This window comes from Mesotoga sp. Brook.08.105.5.1 (assembly GCF_002752635.1).
Taxonomy (GTDB): Bacteria; Thermotogota; Thermotogae; order Petrotogales; family Kosmotogaceae; genus Mesotoga.
In genome coordinates this window covers 38,404-55,077 of the sequence record NZ_AYTW01000012.1, presented here as the reverse complement: position 1 = coordinate 55,077, position 16,674 = coordinate 38,404, and the positions used below count along the sequence as shown (strand labels likewise).

The 16,674-nt window shown below is 46.9% G+C and carries 16 protein-coding genes; all 16 read right to left on the bottom strand.

Annotation, left to right across the window (positions count from 1 at the left end):
• Positions 1-14 precede the first annotated feature (14 nt).
• Positions 15-2,204 (bottom strand): D-ornithine 4,5-aminomutase subunit OraE, encoded by a 2,190-nt coding sequence (gene oraE, locus V512_RS05725; protein WP_099829495.1) that lies wholly within the window; start codon positions 2,202-2,204, stop codon positions 15-17.
• Entirely contained in the window at positions 2,191-2,574 is a 384-nt protein-coding gene (locus V512_RS05720) for an ornithine aminomutase subunit alpha (RefSeq protein ID WP_099829494.1), read from the bottom strand. The genes oraE and V512_RS05720 overlap by 14 nt, the downstream gene beginning before the upstream one ends.
• A complete protein-coding gene (ortB, locus tag V512_RS05715; protein WP_099829493.1) occupies positions 2,555-3,979 on the bottom strand; it encodes a 2-amino-4-oxopentanoate thiolase subunit OrtB in 1,425 nt (474 codons plus the stop codon). The genes V512_RS05720 and ortB overlap by 20 nt, the downstream gene beginning before the upstream one ends.
• Positions 3,969-4,283: a 2-amino-4-oxopentanoate thiolase subunit OrtA gene (ortA, locus tag V512_RS05710; protein WP_099829492.1), complete on the bottom strand. Its 315-nt coding sequence runs from the start codon at positions 4,281-4,283 to the stop codon at positions 3,969-3,971. The genes ortB and ortA overlap by 11 nt, the downstream gene beginning before the upstream one ends.
• Before the next feature lie 2 nt (positions 4,284-4,285).
• Positions 4,286-5,311 carry a 2,4-diaminopentanoate dehydrogenase gene (gene ord / locus V512_RS05705; RefSeq protein ID WP_099829491.1) on the bottom strand — a complete coding sequence of 342 codons (1,026 nt, stop codon included), beginning with the start codon at positions 5,309-5,311 and terminating at the stop codon, positions 4,286-4,288.
• Between the two features lie 169 nt (positions 5,312-5,480).
• On the bottom strand, positions 5,481-7,175 hold the full coding sequence (locus V512_RS05700; protein ID WP_099829490.1) for a GspE/PulE family protein: 1,695 nt from the start codon (positions 7,173-7,175) through the stop codon (positions 5,481-5,483).
• A gap of 3 nt (positions 7,176-7,178) precedes the next feature.
• Positions 7,179-8,228, bottom strand: a complete 1,050-nt coding sequence (ftsZ, locus tag V512_RS05695) for a cell division protein FtsZ (RefSeq protein WP_099829489.1) — start codon at positions 8,226-8,228, stop codon at positions 7,179-7,181.
• Entirely contained in the window at positions 8,215-9,507 is a 1,293-nt protein-coding gene (gene ftsA, locus V512_RS05690; RefSeq protein ID WP_099829488.1) for a cell division protein FtsA, read from the bottom strand. Before ftsA ends, ftsZ begins: the two co-directional genes overlap by 14 nt.
• Before the next feature lie 5 nt (positions 9,508-9,512).
• Complete coding sequence (locus tag V512_RS05685; protein ID WP_243392271.1) at positions 9,513-10,121, bottom strand: DUF4894 domain-containing protein; 609 nt, start codon at positions 10,119-10,121, stop codon at positions 9,513-9,515.
• Positions 10,122-10,147: 26 nt separating this feature from the next.
• Positions 10,148-12,043 carry a DNA topoisomerase (ATP-hydrolyzing) subunit B gene (gyrB, locus tag V512_RS05680; RefSeq protein ID WP_099829486.1) on the bottom strand — a complete coding sequence of 632 codons (1,896 nt, stop codon included), beginning with the start codon at positions 12,041-12,043 and terminating at the stop codon, positions 10,148-10,150.
• A gap of 15 nt (positions 12,044-12,058) precedes the next feature.
• Positions 12,059-12,355, bottom strand: coding sequence for a DUF721 domain-containing protein (locus V512_RS05675; RefSeq protein ID WP_099829485.1), 297 nt, complete (start codon positions 12,353-12,355; stop codon positions 12,059-12,061).
• A complete protein-coding gene (locus V512_RS05670) occupies positions 12,318-13,202 on the bottom strand; it encodes an aminotransferase class IV (protein ID WP_099829484.1) in 885 nt (294 codons plus the stop codon). Before V512_RS05670 ends, V512_RS05675 begins: the two co-directional genes overlap by 38 nt.
• A complete protein-coding gene (mtaB, locus tag V512_RS05665; protein ID WP_099829483.1) occupies positions 13,168-14,445 on the bottom strand; it encodes a tRNA (N(6)-L-threonylcarbamoyladenosine(37)-C(2))-methylthiotransferase MtaB in 1,278 nt (425 codons plus the stop codon). The genes V512_RS05670 and mtaB overlap by 35 nt, the downstream gene beginning before the upstream one ends.
• Positions 14,442-14,894 (bottom strand): CBS domain-containing protein, encoded by a 453-nt coding sequence (locus V512_RS05660; protein WP_099829482.1) that lies wholly within the window; start codon positions 14,892-14,894, stop codon positions 14,442-14,444. Before V512_RS05660 ends, mtaB begins: the two co-directional genes overlap by 4 nt.
• A gap of 5 nt (positions 14,895-14,899) precedes the next feature.
• Positions 14,900-15,859, bottom strand: coding sequence for a PfkB family carbohydrate kinase (locus V512_RS05655; RefSeq protein ID WP_099829481.1), 960 nt, complete (start codon positions 15,857-15,859; stop codon positions 14,900-14,902).
• Between the two features lie 23 nt (positions 15,860-15,882).
• Positions 15,883-16,599, bottom strand: a complete 717-nt coding sequence (locus V512_RS05650; protein ID WP_099829480.1) for an ATP-binding cassette domain-containing protein — start codon at positions 16,597-16,599, stop codon at positions 15,883-15,885.
• Positions 16,600-16,674: the final 75 nt, after the last annotated feature.

Genomic DNA, 16,674 nt, shown 5'->3' with positions numbered 1-16,674 from the left:
TTGTTAACCAGAAGCTATCTCAGGAGCTCTCTTTTCTTCTTCACAAGGAAGGATGCTACGTGAATGCCTTTTGTTCCGCGTCCGAATCCGGCATCCATTCCACAGGAAACGGCCAGATCATTTGTAATCTGGGTTCCACCCGAAATGAAGATCAATCTGTCTCGTACGCCCTTTTCTATAGCGAGCTGAGAAATCTTCGTCAAATTGCTTACGTGGACTTCGTTGTGAGTGATAATCGTGGAGATAAGAACTGCTTCGGCACCGGTTTCTATGGCCGCATCAATGAACTTCTCCGGAGGAACACTTGTACCGAGGTAGGTGTACTTGAAGCCGAACTTCTCAATTCCTCCGTGCTTAATATCTAGGATCTCCCTTATTCCAACCGAATGTTCGTCGTTGCCGACCGTCCCGGCCACCACCCTCATTGGATGTCCTTCGACGAAGGAAACGATCTCTTCTTCGGTTAATAGATCAGGCTTCTCAGGTAGTTTTAGTGAGTCTCTCTCTATCTTGAACGGGACCTTTGCTTTTAGCTCAAGATAAGTCCCCTCAATCGGATGGAGGATGGTCTTGCTTATGACTGCTGCTTCTACAAAGCCCATCCTCTTCGCAATCTCAAGAGCTGCGGCCTCGGCATGATCGGGGTCATCGGGGATGGTCAAATCTAGCTGAACCCAACCGTCGCCCCACCATTCAACCTCGGGAGATATCAGACCTTTCTCCCTGTCTTCCAGTTGCTGAGCGATTCTAAGATTAACGTTATCGGATTCATCGAGTTCGTCTATGTACTTTATCTTTGATCTGTCATGCAGGGTGCAACCACCTATGAGTTCATCGGGCGATTTGATTCCCTCAGGGAGATTGTTGTATCCGAAGTGCTCACATACGGGGGCAAAGTATTCAGCATCCCTAGGAACAACGGTGCCGGCACCGATCCCACCGTCTTTCGGTCTCGCAATGCCGTCGCCATTGCGCTCGGGGTACTGTCCGTTATCAACAAAAAAGCCCCTCTCGGCAGCTTCAAAGTATCCGCCTGCTTCCAGTATCTCTTCCATCATTAGGATGGCGCGCATCTTCAGCTCTCTAATCTTTGGCCTCACAACCTCTTCGTTGATCTGGAGTAGGTCTTTGATTCCATCCAGAGCCAAGAGAGCATGTTTTGCGGTTTCGATGCCCCTTATGGAGTTGACATGCCACGGAACATTTCGACCTTCATCGGGAGTTATGGTGGACTGGATGTCTGCTTTGGTTAGTCTCGAAACCAGAGTGTCTAGGACATGAATTCTTGTTGCATCCATCAAGTCTGATTCGATGTATCTGGTATTCATCTGAGCCCTAAATCTGTAATCTTTGAATAGTTCTCTCAGAGTTATTGCGTAGATAAAGTTGAGTTTGAACTCCGGGGCGGGAGAGACAACAGGGGGAACCGTTGAGAGAGCGATCAAATCTTTCTTCATCCCCACCTTTACAGAGAAAGCGCAGTTAATTGCATGCTGTACGAGGAGTTCGGGCATGACTTTCCATGCTCTCTTGGCAGAGGCATTCGCGTTGTGGGCGCCATCTATTTGAAGCATATCAACGCTTGCCATGATTTTCTTGGCAGCTGCCGCATCGACAAAGGATCTCACAGGATTGATTCCTCTGTAAAGAACGTTGTACTGAGGGTCCTGATGAGCGCCGTTGACACCTTCCTCTGCGAAGAGAACAGCGATTTCAGGTCCTGCCACTCCACTAATATAAGAATGGAAGTTTATCGGTCTTGCAACTTCTTCTTCAATGGCGTCCAAAGCTTTTCGAGTAGCTCTAAGCTGTTTTCGTGTGATAGGAATGCCTCCTATCCCTTCGGGTGTTCCTTCGATCAGACCGTCAATATGACTCTGGCCTAGTGTCCTTATAACCATGATATGGTCGGCACCATGCCAGGCAGCCATTCTCATTCTTCTGATGTCATCTTCAAATCTGCCGGAGGCAATCTCGGAGGTAATGACCGGATCGGGTTGCGGATCAATGTTCTCAAAATAGTGCGAGGCCGGTAGTCCTATGCTGTTCTTCAACGGTTCGGAAATCTGATCATATTGGAAACCATCGACTCTCGTTCCTTTGGGCAGTTTCTTTCTCCATGTCCAGCCCTTTCTTCTCGGAGCATAATGCTGCAGATCCTTAAGAATCTCCTCGACCTTCAGCTTTTCGTTAACGGGCAGCACTTTCCCCACCTCCTCTGAAGAAGGTGACAAGTTCTTCCCAGCCCTTTCCTGTTGCAAGATCTTCCACAGCTTTCTCTAAAGGTTGTGATGTCTTCTTGGCGTATGAAAGGACAAGATTCCCGGCACCCTTGCCAAGGAGACCGAATTCAACGGCCTTAGCGACGATAGCCCCGGCCTGAAAACTGTCCAGCCCCATCCGCAAAAGTACTGAACGCTCGATCGAAGGACTCGTGTTTCCTTCTGCTAGTTCTATCAGCGGCTCGACGATCTTGTCCGCAAGCTCCCAGAACCTACTGTCTAGATCCTCGTCTGAAAGGTTCTGCAGGTGCAGGCTTCGCTTTTCAAAATCATCAGTTCTCTGAATCGACATTAGCACTTACCTCCTTAACCAATTCCTTGACTTTAGCTACATCAGTCTTGAGCTCTTCGGATAAGTATTCGTAATCGCTCTCGATCAATGTAACCTCCCGTCTAATCAGTTGTTTTATATAGGATCTCCTTAAGTCTGTCATGTTCACTTCTTTGTATGCAATCTGAGAGTGGCTCTCAGGGATAGATATTGTCTTGCCCGGAGCATCCAGGGCTAAAGGGTCTCCCCTCACAATCTCTATCCCGTTTTCTCTAGCAAAGGTCAATTGTGCGCTGGGTAGCTTACCTGCACCTGTATATTCGGTTTCCTGGACTACTATTGTTTTGTCTTCGGGTAGTTCTCTGGCAAGAGCTATAGCTGCTGTCAGACTCGTGTTACCTGCCGGACCTCGCTGAAGGCCCTCAAGTCTCGCAAGCATTTCAGTAACATAAAATACTTCTCCTTGCGTAACGAGAAGATACCTGTCCATGTATCTCAAGGCTCTTGCAGCATTCCTTGGAACATCTGATCTATCCGGGAGAACAGCAAATGGTATTCCAAATCCAGTATGACCGGTGGTAAAGGATTTCCTGTTGAAGTCTCTATTGCTCGCCATGTGAAGACCGGAAAGATCGACGCTGACTCCAATGACTTGTGTTTCCTTTGCGCCTGCCTTTCTAAGACCTCTGGCCGTTCCCGTGAGATTGCCTCCCCCGGCGTGTGTAGCGAGGACGTAATCAGGATTCATTCCGATCATTCTATTTGACTGTTCCACAATCTCATATCCCAAAGACTCGATGCCCGCAATCGCATAAGGTGTATAGAGGGATGCATTGAAGAACCCAGTTTCCTCAAGAAGAAGGAGGAAGTAGTAGAAGAGCTCCGGACCGACCGTAAGCTGGGCTACTTCTGCTCCGTAAGCTTCACAGGCGCGAGCCTTCTCCAGAATCTCAGGTTGACCTTTCCCTTTGCTGTCATAACACTCCTGAACAACGATGCACTTCAAAGCCCTTTTCATAGATTGAGAGGCAACGGCAGCTCCGTAGTTTCCACTGGTCGCGGCGATTACGCCTTTGTAACCGAGCTCCTTTGCCCTTGCAACACTCACTGATGCACGCCTGTCCTTGAAGCTTCCTGAAGGGTTAGTCGCCTCGTCTTTCAGGAAAATTCTGGCGCCCTTGCCCGGTTCACTGATTGTTCTTACGAGTCTCGTGATATTCTTGAGCTCAATCAGAGGGGTATCCCCAACTCCGGTTTCTGACTGAATTTTTCTGATCTCCTCAATAGGGTACGAAGTATCTCTCATGAGCGCTTCGTAGTCAAAGGCAATCCCTTCGAGTTCGTATTTGTCGTAATCAACTCCAACAGATGCCTTCATTATCTCTTTTCTTCTCGCCATTACTGATTCGTATGATCTATTCTGCATCGCTATCGCCACCAGTAAGCCATCGAGTTAGTTCAATTCCGGCCTCAGAGAGTTCGGGAATATTGTCTCCGAAGTTGTGTTCATGCGTGGGCTCGACGCATTCAAGTTTTCCGTGAACTCTTCTCCCCGAGGCGGTTTCTACAGTGACCATTTCGCCGACTTCGGCCTTCTCTTCAATGAGAAAGCCCCTGATTCTCAGTTCAAGAGGGACGTTCTTCGTGTCCTCGGGAACGGAGGGAGCTCTCTCGCCAATATCGAGGAGGATCTGGTGTATCTGGACCCACTGCCCCTTGATTGCACTCATAGTTACATCTCCCTGATCTCGTCGATCAAGCACCTCGGTACAGGCAACTCACTCATTTCAATCAGTCCGGGAGTCGCCTCAATTACTGCGGGAATCATGTTTGTAGCAAGGGCTATAGTCCCCTTTCCGCCGGGAATCTCGGGTTTTACTGAAAGGTGAATCTCCGGGTCGCCGAAAATATCTATGTAGTCGCCAGTGTCGACCCCTTCGATTTCCGGAAGGATCTGCTGGGGATGAATAAGCTCTATCACTAGTCTGTCACCACAATAACCCCGGCCTATATGTCTGCAGCCGGCCACCATACCGGGCATTACGTGTGCAACATCAGTCTTCCTCTCTGTTCTTGATATGATTGGCTCACGAGTCTCTTCAACTCTATCGATGTTCCACCCTAAAGCATTTCCAATCATTGCGATTGACTGCTGGAAGCCTATGTGTCCTACTATCTCTCCCGACTCAATTCCCTTCTTGAATTCCTCAGGTGAAGTGCCTACTCCTTGGGTTTTCATCACAGTCTTTCCGAAGGGAGAAAGATCGTTGATCCTTCTTGCTTCTATCCTCTCGACCTTTAGACATGCACCTGTCATAGCGATTATCAATAGGTCAAGCACGAACCCTGGATTTATTCCCGTACCAAGAATAGATACTCCATAACGCCAGGCGATGTTCTCGAGGACTTCGGATTCCTCTGGATGCGAAGCGAATGGGAAGGCCATCTCTTCGGCTATCGTAAGAATATCCACGTGGTGTTTTGCAGCCATCTCTATTTTGGGAAGTACTTCTTCTACAAAGGAGTTCGTAGCTATTACAACTATGTCTGGTCTCGTTTCGGCAATTGCCTCGCCCACATCCGAATAGATCAACCTACCTGTCTTCTTGCCGTCGAGATATTCTCCAAGATCCTTTCCGATCTTTTCTGAATCCTTTTCAACGGCTCCAACCAGTCTTAGTTCTTCTTTCTTGGCAACATTACGGGCCACTCCGCTTCCCATTGAGCCAAGGCCCCAAACTAATACTCTGTACGCCATAAAGAAACCTCCTATCCGAATTTGTAATTATCCGATTCAATACTATCATCGGCGAGATGGGGAGGCTATTTGCGCATTATGCGACTATTCGCGATAAAAGACGACTATTCACGACTTCTGTGAGTATGTTTGAGTATGCGTAAGTATGGATCGAGAAGAGGAAGTCTGGCTAGTACTCTATGGCAACTCTTTTTATCTCCTCAAGGGAAGTGACTCCGTCGATCACCTTCTGCACCCCATCGTTGTAAAGCGTTCGCATTCCAGCCTTCACGGCAGCTTGAGCAAGCTCTCTCTCTGAAGCGTTCTGACCAATCATCTGACGAAGATTGTTGTCAACAACTAGGATTTCGCTAATACTGGTTCTACCCCTATAACCCATTCCCCGGCACTCGGGGCAGCCATTTCCAGGAATGTACTCGCTGAAGTCATTTCTATCGGGGTAAAAGGTTGAGGCCATCTTTCTTAGTTCTTCTCTCACTGGTATTTTGACCTTACAGTTGTTACAGAGCTTTCTTACCAATCGCTGCCCCATAACTCCGATCAATGAAGTGCCAAGTAGGAAGGGATCAACCCCCATGTTGACAAGTCGAGCAACCGCGCCTGCAGCACTGTTGGTATGGATTGTCGAGAAAACAAGATGTCCAGTTAGCGATGCCTCAATCGCCAGCTGTGCAGTCTCTCTGTCTCTGATCTCGCCGACCATTATTATGTCAGGGTCCTGACGCAGGAAAGATCGCAGGTATCTCGCAAAAGTCAATCCGATGTCCGTGTTCACCTGGCACTGAGAAATACCTTCAATAGTATATTCAACAGGGTCTTCTGCCGTAAGCACGTTAACCTTCTCCGAGGTTACTTGGTTTAGGACCGCTACCAGAGTAGTGGACTTTCCGCTTCCCGTAGGACCAGATACCAGTATGATACCGTACGGAGCGTTGATTATGCTTTCGAAACGCTCTCTGTTGTGGTCTGAAAGACCGAGATCTTCAAGCTTCTTCTTCGCATTTGATACCCTGAGGATTCTCATAACAACTTTCTCGCCGAAAATCGTTGGCATTGTCGAAACTCTCATGTCGAACTGCTCATTGCCTCTCCTAATATAGAACTTTCCATCCTGAGGCATTCTCTTCTCTGAAATATCCAGCTTACACATGACTTTGATTCTCGACACTACAGAATTATGAGCTTTGCGCGGATAGCTCAGGACCTTTCTCAGAACGCCGTCGACTCTCAGTCTGGCAACGGCCATTTTCTCGTAGGGCTCCAGATGGACGTCACTGGCATCGCTTCTTATGCCGTTGTCCAGAAGTGAGTTTATGAACTTCGCGACGGGAGTATCATCGGTTTCGTCCTGTCTGTCATCTTCAAGATCAATTTCCGTGTGCTGTTCTATGCTGAAAGTATTGTCTATTATCTCGCTGGAGGCAGACTCGTCATACGAAGATTTGTAGAGAGCATCGAACATTGGTGGAGGTACAAGGAGCGTACTAATCTTGTTTCCTGTGAGGAAGGAGAGCTCTCTGTCTATCTGAGGAACCCTAAGAACTTCAGTAGTTACCACCTTAAGGATCCCTTTTTCGTGATCAAACTCTATAGGGATTACACTAAGCCTGTCTGCAACAGGCTTAGGAATCATTCTTAGGACATCGGGAGTAACGATATTAGGCAAATCTTCGAGCACCTTAAGCCCGTATTGCTTTGAGAGTGAATCGTATATGTCGTCCCAGGAGATTACGCCCATACCAACAAGAACTTCACCGAGCGGCTTCCCGACTTTTTTCTGTAGAGTTACGGCCTGCTGGAGAGCATCTTCACTTAGGAGTCCCTGATCTATGAGAAGCTCTCCGAGTCTTTTATAGACTCTCAACGATCACTCCTCCTCGTTTATATCCAGTCCGAATCGGTAAATCGCGGGGATGTCGGAAGCATCACCCATGAGTTCGCCCTCGTCTAGTTCAAGACCCGCTGCAATCAAAGTTATGTCAAGTTCATCATCGTTCATATCCGGGTCGACAATGAGCCCAAGCTTCACGTCTGCGTCTTCGCTGCAGTTCTGTCTCACAATTGCAGCCGCAATATTCATCTCTCTCAAGGTTATGTTCTTCGCCGAAACATTTAGAATTATCCCCGTCGCGTTGTCGATGGGCTTTTCCAACAGTCGGCTTTCAAGAGCTCTTCGAGCTGCTTCTTCTGCACGCCTTTCGCCTGAGCCCACGCCAATTCCCAGCATCGCCGTTCCGGCATTTCTCAAAACCGACTCGACATCGGCAAAGTCCAGGTTAATGTATCCCCGTTTCGTAATCAGTTCCGAGATTCCCTTTATTCCATGATGGAGCGTCTCGTCGGCCTTGGCGAAGGCATCGACTATTGAGGTGTTCGGCGGCAGTTCTTGAAGAAGCTTGTTGTTCGAGATTCTGATGAGAGTATCCACTGAGTTCTTAAGCCTTCTCAAGCCTTCGTTGGCAGTCTTTAATCTCGTATTACCTTCGAAGAAGAAGGGGGTTGTGACCACTGCAACGGTAAGGATTCCCATTTCCCTTGCAATCGAAGCTACTATTGGTGCTGCGCCCGTTCCGGTGCCACCGCCCATTCCTGCAGTGATAAACAGCAGATCGGTGTCTTCAAGAAAGGTCCCGATTTCGTCAACCGATTCCTCTGCCGCTCTCTCACCGACATTTGGGTTACCGCCGGCTCCCAGGCCTCTAGTCAGTTCAGTTCCAAGCTGAATCTTAAGATCGGCCTTATTGCTTTCAAGAACCTGAATATCTGTATTTGCCGCGATGAAGGTGACGCCGTGGATTCCTTCGGATATCATTCTGTTTACGGCGTTACCGCCTGCTCCACCAACACCAATGACTTTTATGGATGGCAATCTGATTTCAGCATTCTTCTTTCCTGTGTCAATCTCAAAGCTCATCATCTTCACCTCCAAAGAAGAGGGATTTTATAAACGATCCAAAATCTTTCTTGGGTCTTTCAACCACGCTTTCTACGGCTTCTCCCTGGACTTCCTCGGGGGAAACAAGATTGCCTAAACAGGAGCTGAATACTGGGTCATTAGCAACATCATGACTGTTCTCAATTCTTTTGTTGAAACTAGTTTCATATGTACCAATTCTTACCGGCATCTTTAGAGACTCAACGCCTACATCCGTAAGACCTCTCAGCTTGGAGCCCCCACCAGTGAAAACGACTCCTCCGGGAATCCTTTCTTCGGAGTATTCCGGATTGTTTATTATGAAGAGCTGGATCTCTTTTCTGATCTTGTTCAGAAGCTCTTTCACCCTCGCATAGATAACTGTGGAGAGTCTTCTTACCGAGACATTCTTTCTAGTTCTTTCATCAAGTCCAAAGTACTCCACAACGTCTTCAGCATCAGGCGGGAACATACTGCAATGGCCGTAATTGACAAGCAATCTCTCGGCTTCATCTACCGATGTACCGAGAACCCTCGCTACATCCAGCACTATGTGTCTTATTCCAAGAGGAATTCTCGAGATGTAAACGGGAAGATTCTCCCTGTAGATTACGGTTTCGGAGAAACTGTGTCCGAGGACAACGCTAACCACACCGTGCTGCTTCTCAGTATCCGTCAATACAGCTTCAGATGCAGAAATAAGCGCTGGAGAGATGAAGAAGTCACCTCTGCCGAAGAGTTCTTCGAAGAGCCTTCTGAAGATCTCGACCGACTTGCCTTCGCTTGAAACAAAAACCATCTCGACATTCAGTTTCTTCGCGTACATCTCAACGGGATTGAAGACGACTTTATCATCATCGAGAATATACTTGCGGATATAGCTTCTGTGTATATTAGTGTTGCCCGTCTTCATCTTCTCCGCCTTGAGACGACTCATAATGCTCAAAATCGTTTGCTCTTTCACCATTACCTGTTTCTCTTCGGAGAGAATTTCTTCTATGTTCTCCGAGAATACTGAATAGTCCCCATCTGTGAAACTGATCTTGAAGTCTGCCTCAACGTCCTTCTTGCCCATCTGACCTGTTAGATCCTCAATCAGCTTCTGAATGGACTGCTTAAGAGCAACCGCATCTTTAACCTCGCCCTTGTCGAGCCCAACAGTCTTGACACTCCCATAAGCCTCAAGAGTCATCTGACCTGTCTGTTCTCTGCTTACCACCACACCCTTAAGGGTGTTCGTGCCAACATCGAGAGAAACTGTATAATCCTTCCCCCTGGCCATCAATGTCACCTCGCTCTCAACAGTTTACCATCACTCAAGAAAATATACTCGCTTCTGTCGGAGGCGTTTTCTAACTGAAGAAGAAGGTCCTTATTTGCTTCCAAGCTTTCCCAGTCAAGTACCTTCACTCTGATCCCTCTTCTGAGTAACAACACATTGTTTTCAAAATCAAAGTAAGATACCAGTGCCAGTACTCTTCTGTCAGCAAGAATGCCCTCTACCGCTCCGGCAAAAATCTCTATGTCTCTTTCGGTGGCTATATAAACTCCATTTTCTTGAAGAAAACTAACGCCGCCGATAATCGGATTACTAACAACCTCCGAAAGATCGGCATAATCAACTATAACAAAATCATCGGAGACCCAGTAATATTTGTCTCTATAACTCACCAAAAACTTTCCCGGTTTCAAAAAGACTCTTCCGCCGGAAACGTCAATGCTTCCCGGTGGGTAAATTATATCAGTTTTCCAGGTTCTTCTAAAGGCCAAAGGAAATTCAACCAGAATCTCACCGAAATTAACGATCCTGGTCAACTGCTGTACCGGTGCCGTGAAGAATGACTCCAGTACGAAATTCGCAATAGAAACCATCCAAATGGCAAAGAGAATTACCACACAAATACCGGCTCTAAGTGAAAGGCTCATACGTCAAGATTGGAAATACTCAATGCATGCCGTTCAATGAACGATCTTCTTTCCTCCACCTCGCTACCCATTAGTATTGTGAAGACTCTGTCCGCTTCCTGAGCATCTTCTATGTTTATCTGTACGAGTTTTCTGTCGCTGGGGTTCATTGTCGTCTCCCACAGCTGTTCGGGATTCATTTCGCCAAGCCCTTTGAATCTCGAGTAATTGAGTTTTCTATCGGAATGCTCCTTAATGAACGTAGTCAATTCCTCATCACTATAGAAATAGTGTTTCTGCCTGTTCAGTTCTATCTTGTAGAGCGGTGCCTGAGCGACATAGACCTTGCCGTTGGTTATTAGTGGTGTCATATATCGATAGAAGAGAGTAAGAAGAAGCGTCGTGATATGTGCACCGTCGACATCGGCATCCGTCATTATTATAATCCTTCCATACCTTAGATTCTTAATCTCGAAGTCTTCGCCCATTCCTGTACCAAGAGCGACTATGATATTGCTTATAGTCTCGCTCTTCAACATTCTGTCGAGTCCGGCCTTTTCAACGTTCAGGATCTTTCCCCTAAGCGGAAGGATCGCCTGAGTCTCTCTCGAACGGGCCATCTTGGCAGAGCCTCCGGCCGAGTCCCCTTCAACTATGAAGATCTCTGTCTCCTCTAGATCTTCCGAGATGCAATCTGCCAGCTTGCCTGGCAGAGTAGTGTTTTCAAGAGCATTCTTTCTTCGAACCATCTCTCGTGCTTTCTTCGCCGCCAATCTCGCACGTGCAGCTTCGAGAGCCTTTGTAAGTATTGCTTTCAGATCCTTCTGATTGTAGTCGAAGTGCTCCTCCAGCTTTTCTTTAACGACTTTCATAACTGCTTCGAATACCTCATCGTTTCCAAGTTTTGCCTTAGTTTGCCCTTCGAACTGCGGCTCTTTCACAAAGACACTCAGTATTGCCGAAAGACCTTCTCTCAGATCTTCGCCCTGCAGATTCTGATCCTTGTCTTTCAGTATATTGTGCTTCCTGCCGAGATCGTTCATCGTCTTTGTGAGCACCGTCTTGAATCCAGTCAGGTGAGTGCCGCCCTCAATTGTCTTGATGTTGTTTACAAATGTGAGAACATCCTCATCATACGACGTGGTATATTGCATCGCGAGCTGTATCTTGACATCGTTATAGGACCCCTCCAGGTAGATGGGATCCTTGTGAACTGACTTCTTGTTCTTGGTGATTGCCTTCACAAATTCAACGATTCCGCCTTCGAAGTGATAGCTTCTCTTTTCGCCGATTCTTCTATCTTCGAAGGAGATCCTTATTCCCCCGTTCAGATAGGCCAATTCCTTGAATCGTGCCTCAAGTATGTCAAAGTCGAAGTCAGTGACTGCGAAAACCATAGGATCGGGTTTGAAGCTGGTTACTGTACCATTTTCCTTTGCTTCGCCAACCATCTCAACGGGCGACAAAGCCTTTCCTCTTTCGTACTTCTGTCTGTATACCTTTCCGTCAACCATTACTTCTACGATCATCCATTCAGACAGAGCATTAACAACAGAAGCCCCCACTCCGTGCAGTCCCCCACTGATTTTGTATGAGTCCTTTGAAAACTTACCTCCGGCGTGGAGAGTTGTCATGACAACTTCCAGTGCACTTGTCCCGGTATCTGGATGGATATCTATTGGAATTCCTCTTCCGTTATCTCTCACTACCACGGAGCCGTCTTCCATGATAACGATGTCTATTTTATCGCAGTATCCTCCCATTGCCTCGTCAATACTGTTGTCGACTATCTCGTAAATGAGGTGATGAAGACCCGACTTTCCGGTTGACCCAATATACATGCCCGGTCTCTTCCTAACCGGATCTAATCCTTTAAGTATCTTTATGTTCTGAGCATTGTATAAATCAGACATTTAACACCTCCATGTCTATCGCCTAATTCTAAATTTAATTCTTCTGATTGCTTCTACTCCTAATGCAGAGTTCAGCTTAGTAAGAAGAGCCTTTTCCCTTAGTCTCATTTCATTGAGCCACATTCCATCATCAACACTTACAATGAGAGTCCCGTCAGTAAAATCCGTAATTGACGAGTGATTTGCTATTGGCTGACCAACGATCTCTTCCCAGTCTTTATTCAACTCAAAGACTTTTATCTTTCTGAACAGCCCCGAGCTTTTCACCAGTTCATCAAATATCTGCCCTATAGTTCGATGGCTCCACTTCATCTAATCCGCTCCAATTGCTGTCTTCTGTCATTATGTATCCCTCAAAATTGTCGAGCAGCAGTCTCGTCATTCCATCTGTAAAGTCCTCAATAAGCACTTTCTCTTCCAGTCTCCTTACTGGAACGATCCCTACGCTCGTATGACTCATGAATATCTCATCGGCACAGAACAACTCCCACGACGGGATAGGTCTCTTTTCAACTGTGATCTCCAGAGATTCACATAGACCGATTACGTTATCACGCGTTATTCCTGGAAGGACTCCCGAGCGGATATCCGGAGTAGCTACCGAACCATCGATGACCAGGAAGACATTCGAGAACGATCCTTCACAGACGTTTCCCTTTTCATTCAGTATAATCATGTCGTAATTGTCTCCGAGCAACTTTCTCGTTCTGATATTCCAGCTAGAGCCCGGCATTTTCAGCTGAGGATTCAGGATATCGCCCGAGGGCTTTGTAAACGGCGAAATGCACACCTTCACTCCGAGTTCATAGATATCCTTCGACACGGAGGGAAGCTTGCTGAAGATGACCGCTGCCCTGCTTTCCTTTCCGTAACTGAGTAGCGATATTCTGATTCTGAAATCCTCTGTCTGTACTGCCTTGTTTCTTTCAAGCCCTTCCATGATTATAGAGTTAAGCTCTTTGCAGCTGAAAGGGACTTCCAGGCCCAAAAGTTTTGCCGACTGCTTGAGCCTCTCAAAGTGCTTTCTGAATGCAAAAGGCAATCCGTTGTACGTTCGAACTACTTCGTAGACCGATTCACTGTTCATTACTCCCGGAACAAGAATACTGACCAGGGAAGAATCTTCATCGCACCACCGATCGGCAATATAGTTCAGCATCGGAACCCTCCTTGTGACTCTCGAAATTCGTTACCGTCGCATCCACAAAGCCGCTTTGTCTTCCGTTGACGATGTGAGGCACATAGTATTCATCGAAACCACGACTCGTAGAAGAGTCGGTTTTCTCTATCAGGACTTTGCTTGTCTGGCCGATATGCGTCTCGAGATACCTCTCTCTCGACTTCGCTCCAGCCTCAATTAGCTGCTGCGCTCTTACCTTCTTCACTCCAGACTCTATCTGATCTTTCATCTCTGCAGCCTCTGTTCCCGGTCTCTTTGAGAACCTAAACACATGAACCTTCAGGAAATTCACTTCTTCAATTATTCGAAGCGTCTGCATATGATCCTCGTCAAGTTCTCCAGGGAATCCCGCTATTAGATCCGTTGTGAACGCGAATCTAGGGTCTACCATTCTGGCGCTCTCAACAGCTCTAAGGTACTCGCTTATTGTGTACTTCCTTTTCATGTATTTCAGGACGTTATCAGAACCACTCTGCAACGACAGGTGCATATGTCTTGCAATTCGCGATGAACCGGCCAGTAGATCGAGGAAGCTCTTATCAATGGTATCGGGGTCGAGTGAACCGAGTCTTATTCTCCAATTCCCGTCTAAACCGTCAAGCTCGTTAAGAAGCTCCGTCAAAGACGAATCTAAGTCGACCCCGTAGTATCCGATGTTGATCCCGGTCAGGACGATTTCTTTGTAGCCTCTTCGGACCAATCCTTCGAATTCCTTCCTAACCATATCTATTGGTTTGCTGATTACGTTGCTTCCTCTTGCCAGCCTGATTCTGCAATACGAGCAGTTATTCAGACAGCCGTCTTCTATGCCGAGAAAAGCCCTCGTTCTTCCTTCAATACTCGAAGTAACGGTGAAAAAGCCTTCTTGAGGAACTCCGTCGGGTCTATCTAGCTGCCTCGCAACGTACTTGTGAATGGCCCTCTTCTCTTTAACTCCTACAACTTCATCTGCACCAAGAACCGTCAGCTCCTCGGGTGAAAGCTCGGAGTAACAGCCTACGATTATGATTTTAGAGTCCGGATTGAGTACCTTCAGCCTCCTGAAAAGCTGTCTGAGCTTTCTCTCTGCTTCGGAGGTCACAGTGCACGAGTTCAATATGAAGAGATCTGCCTGTTCCTGAGAAAAACTGACTTCAAAGTCCTTTAGTCTTTCGGCCATTGCCTGTGACTCATACTGGTTCATCTTACAGCCGAAAGTGTAGATTGAAACTGTTTTTTTCATCTATCTATCTTGCCTTGCGTTGCTGCGTGAATCAAATGAATCCTGTTTACTATGCCCATCAACTTACCGTATTCATCTACAACCGGCATCACTTTGAGACCGTTCTTGATCAGAAGATCTGCCGCATATATCACTGTGTCATCTGGTTTTATAAGTACAGGCGGTTTGACCATATGTTGCGAAACGTGATCGTCCTTTATCTTGCCGAGTCGAATGACGAACTGATGGGTGTCGGGAATGAAAGATGCAGACTGAAGAAGACTGAAGTAACTGGGCAGTGCGCTCTTGATTACATCACTTTCACTCAAGAATCCTACAACCTTGAATTCCTCATCAACAACCGGCAGCCCCGACCTATTCTGCCTCAGGCATAAGACAATGAAATCCTCTATGGTTTCATCTTCGAACATCGCCGAAACGTCTCTTATCATCGCTTCTCTAACCTTCATCTAGATCACTCCAGCTCTCGTATATCGAATGAGTCCATGTGTTCATCAATATCCTCAAGAGAGATACGTTCCTTGCTTATATACTCTGCTTCCGCAACGGCTGCAGCCATTCCTCTTTTTGCAGCCAGGAAGTAATCCTTTTCGTTTTCTATCATAGAGTTGACAACTCCACCCATGAAGGCGTCTCCAGTCCCCAAAAGATGAGATCTATCAATATGGCTCTTAGTTTTGAACAGCCACACACCGTCATTTGTTGCAATTACGTCTCCTTCAACTGCATAAGAGAGAATCGCAAGCCTGGCTCCGCGTTCTAGCATCCTTTTTGCAGCTTTCACATAATCCTTCAGATCTACCATCGTTTCTCCGAAAAGCAGCTTCCTGCTTCTCAAATCCGGGCGAGCCACAGTCACAACTCCTGCTTCTACGGCCATTTCAAAGGCGGGACCGATCCCCTCCACGAACGATACTTTTCCCGAGTTACTTACCTTCTTGCATAAGGACCTGCAGATCTCGTTGTCCACACCTCTCGGGATGCTCCCGGAGATCACAACATGTCTGACCCTGGAGAGTGCCACATCAAATCTACGAACAAACATTCTCAAGTCATCGGGCTTAACGATAGGACCCGAAGAATTGATCTCGGTTATCGTCTCGCCTACGGGGTCAACAATAGCGATATTCTCTCTTGTCTCTTCCTCAACGTGAATAAATGCGGTAGTGATGAGGTCGCTCATCAGACGCATTCTCTCTTCGACAACCTTTCCGATATACCCGCCAAGAAAACCCATGGCGATATTTCTAACTCCAAGGCCGGAGAGAATTACGGAAACGTTTATGCCCTTACCTCCTGGATCCATAACCGAATAACTGGGATTCTTCACCCTGTGAAACTCATTGATCTTGAAATTCTCAACAACTATTTCCCTGTCGAGAGCAGGGTTAAGCGTAACGGTAAGGACGTTCATGGTTCACCTCCAACGGCGAGTACTTATCGGTTGTTCAGAACGAAAATCTCGGGACTTCCTACATATGAAATTTTACCATTTTTCAGGACAATCAACAAATCAGAAATGTCTAGAAGCCTCAGAACAAACCTGGAAGAGATAATCAGAGTCGTGTTGTTTCTGGTATCTATAAGGACGTTCTTCACCTCTGAGCAGGCATCGTCATCAAGGTGATCAAGAATGTTGTCTAAAATGATCACCTCGGGGTGACGTATGAGTGTAGAAAAGACCAGCAGCGAGAGCCTTTTGAAAAGTGGTATCGTCTTGAGAGAGGTCTCTGCTTTGACGGCCAGAAGATCAAGAAGATCCAACTCGTTGAAAAGATCGAGTTCGCTCTCTTCAAAATCCTCGAATTCGAATCGCTTTCCTTTCAGGAATCTGAAGAATTCAATCAAAGTGAAGTTTGACATAGCTTCGAGGAATGTCGTATCCACGTAAGCTACTCTATTCCTTACGCTCTTTCTGTCAAGTTGGTCGATATCCGATCCAAAGAGCTTTATTGATCCCGTATATTGGACATCATCGAAGAGCTCTTCGTTGAGATGAATGAAGCTTCTCAGAATTGCCGACTTACCCGATCCCCTTGCTCCCTGTAGAAGAGCGATATTTCCCTTCGGAACTTCTAGCGAAACATTGTCGAGCATCTTCTTGCCGTCGACGATAAGAGAGAAGCCTTCCAAAGAAAGAGCAGTCTCAATCACGAGACTGCTCCTCTTTAGCGTTCCTATCGTTCAATCGACTAAGAATCTCCCTGTTGGCGAGCAAGTCGCCACTCT

Coding starts and splice junctions, on each gene's coding strand:
- V512_RS05670 (WP_099829484.1), bottom strand. CDS start 13,202: ATGCTGAACTATATTGCCGATCGGTGGTGCGATGAAGATTCTTCCCTG.
- ord (WP_099829491.1), bottom strand. CDS start 5,311: ATGGCGTACAGAGTATTAGTTTGGGGCCTTGGCTCAATGGGAAGCGGA.
- ortA (WP_099829492.1), bottom strand. CDS start 4,283: ATGAGTGCAATCAAGGGGCAGTGGGTCCAGATACACCAGATCCTCCTC.
- ftsA (WP_099829488.1), bottom strand. CDS start 9,507: ATGGCCAGGGGGAAGGATTATACAGTTTCTCTCGATGTTGGCACGAAC.
- V512_RS05720 (WP_099829494.1), bottom strand. CDS start 2,574: ATGTCGATTCAGAGAACTGATGATTTTGAAAAGCGAAGCCTGCACCTG.
- ortB (WP_099829493.1), bottom strand. CDS start 3,979: ATGCAGAATAGATCATACGAATCAGTAATGGCGAGAAGAAAAGAGATA.
- ftsZ (WP_099829489.1), bottom strand. CDS start 8,228: ATGATGAGCTTTGAGATTGACACAGGAAAGAAGAATGCTGAAATCAGA.
- V512_RS05655 (WP_099829481.1), bottom strand. CDS start 15,859: ATGAACGTCCTTACCGTTACGCTTAACCCTGCTCTCGACAGGGAAATA.
- V512_RS05675 (WP_099829485.1), bottom strand. CDS start 12,355: ATGAAGTGGAGCCATCGAACTATAGGGCAGATATTTGATGAACTGGTG.
- V512_RS05660 (WP_099829482.1), bottom strand. CDS start 14,894: ATGAAGGTTAGAGAAGCGATGATAAGAGACGTTTCGGCGATGTTCGAA.
- gyrB (WP_099829486.1), bottom strand. CDS start 12,043: ATGTCTGATTTATACAATGCTCAGAACATAAAGATACTTAAAGGATTA.
- mtaB (WP_099829483.1), bottom strand. CDS start 14,445: ATGAAAAAAACAGTTTCAATCTACACTTTCGGCTGTAAGATGAACCAG.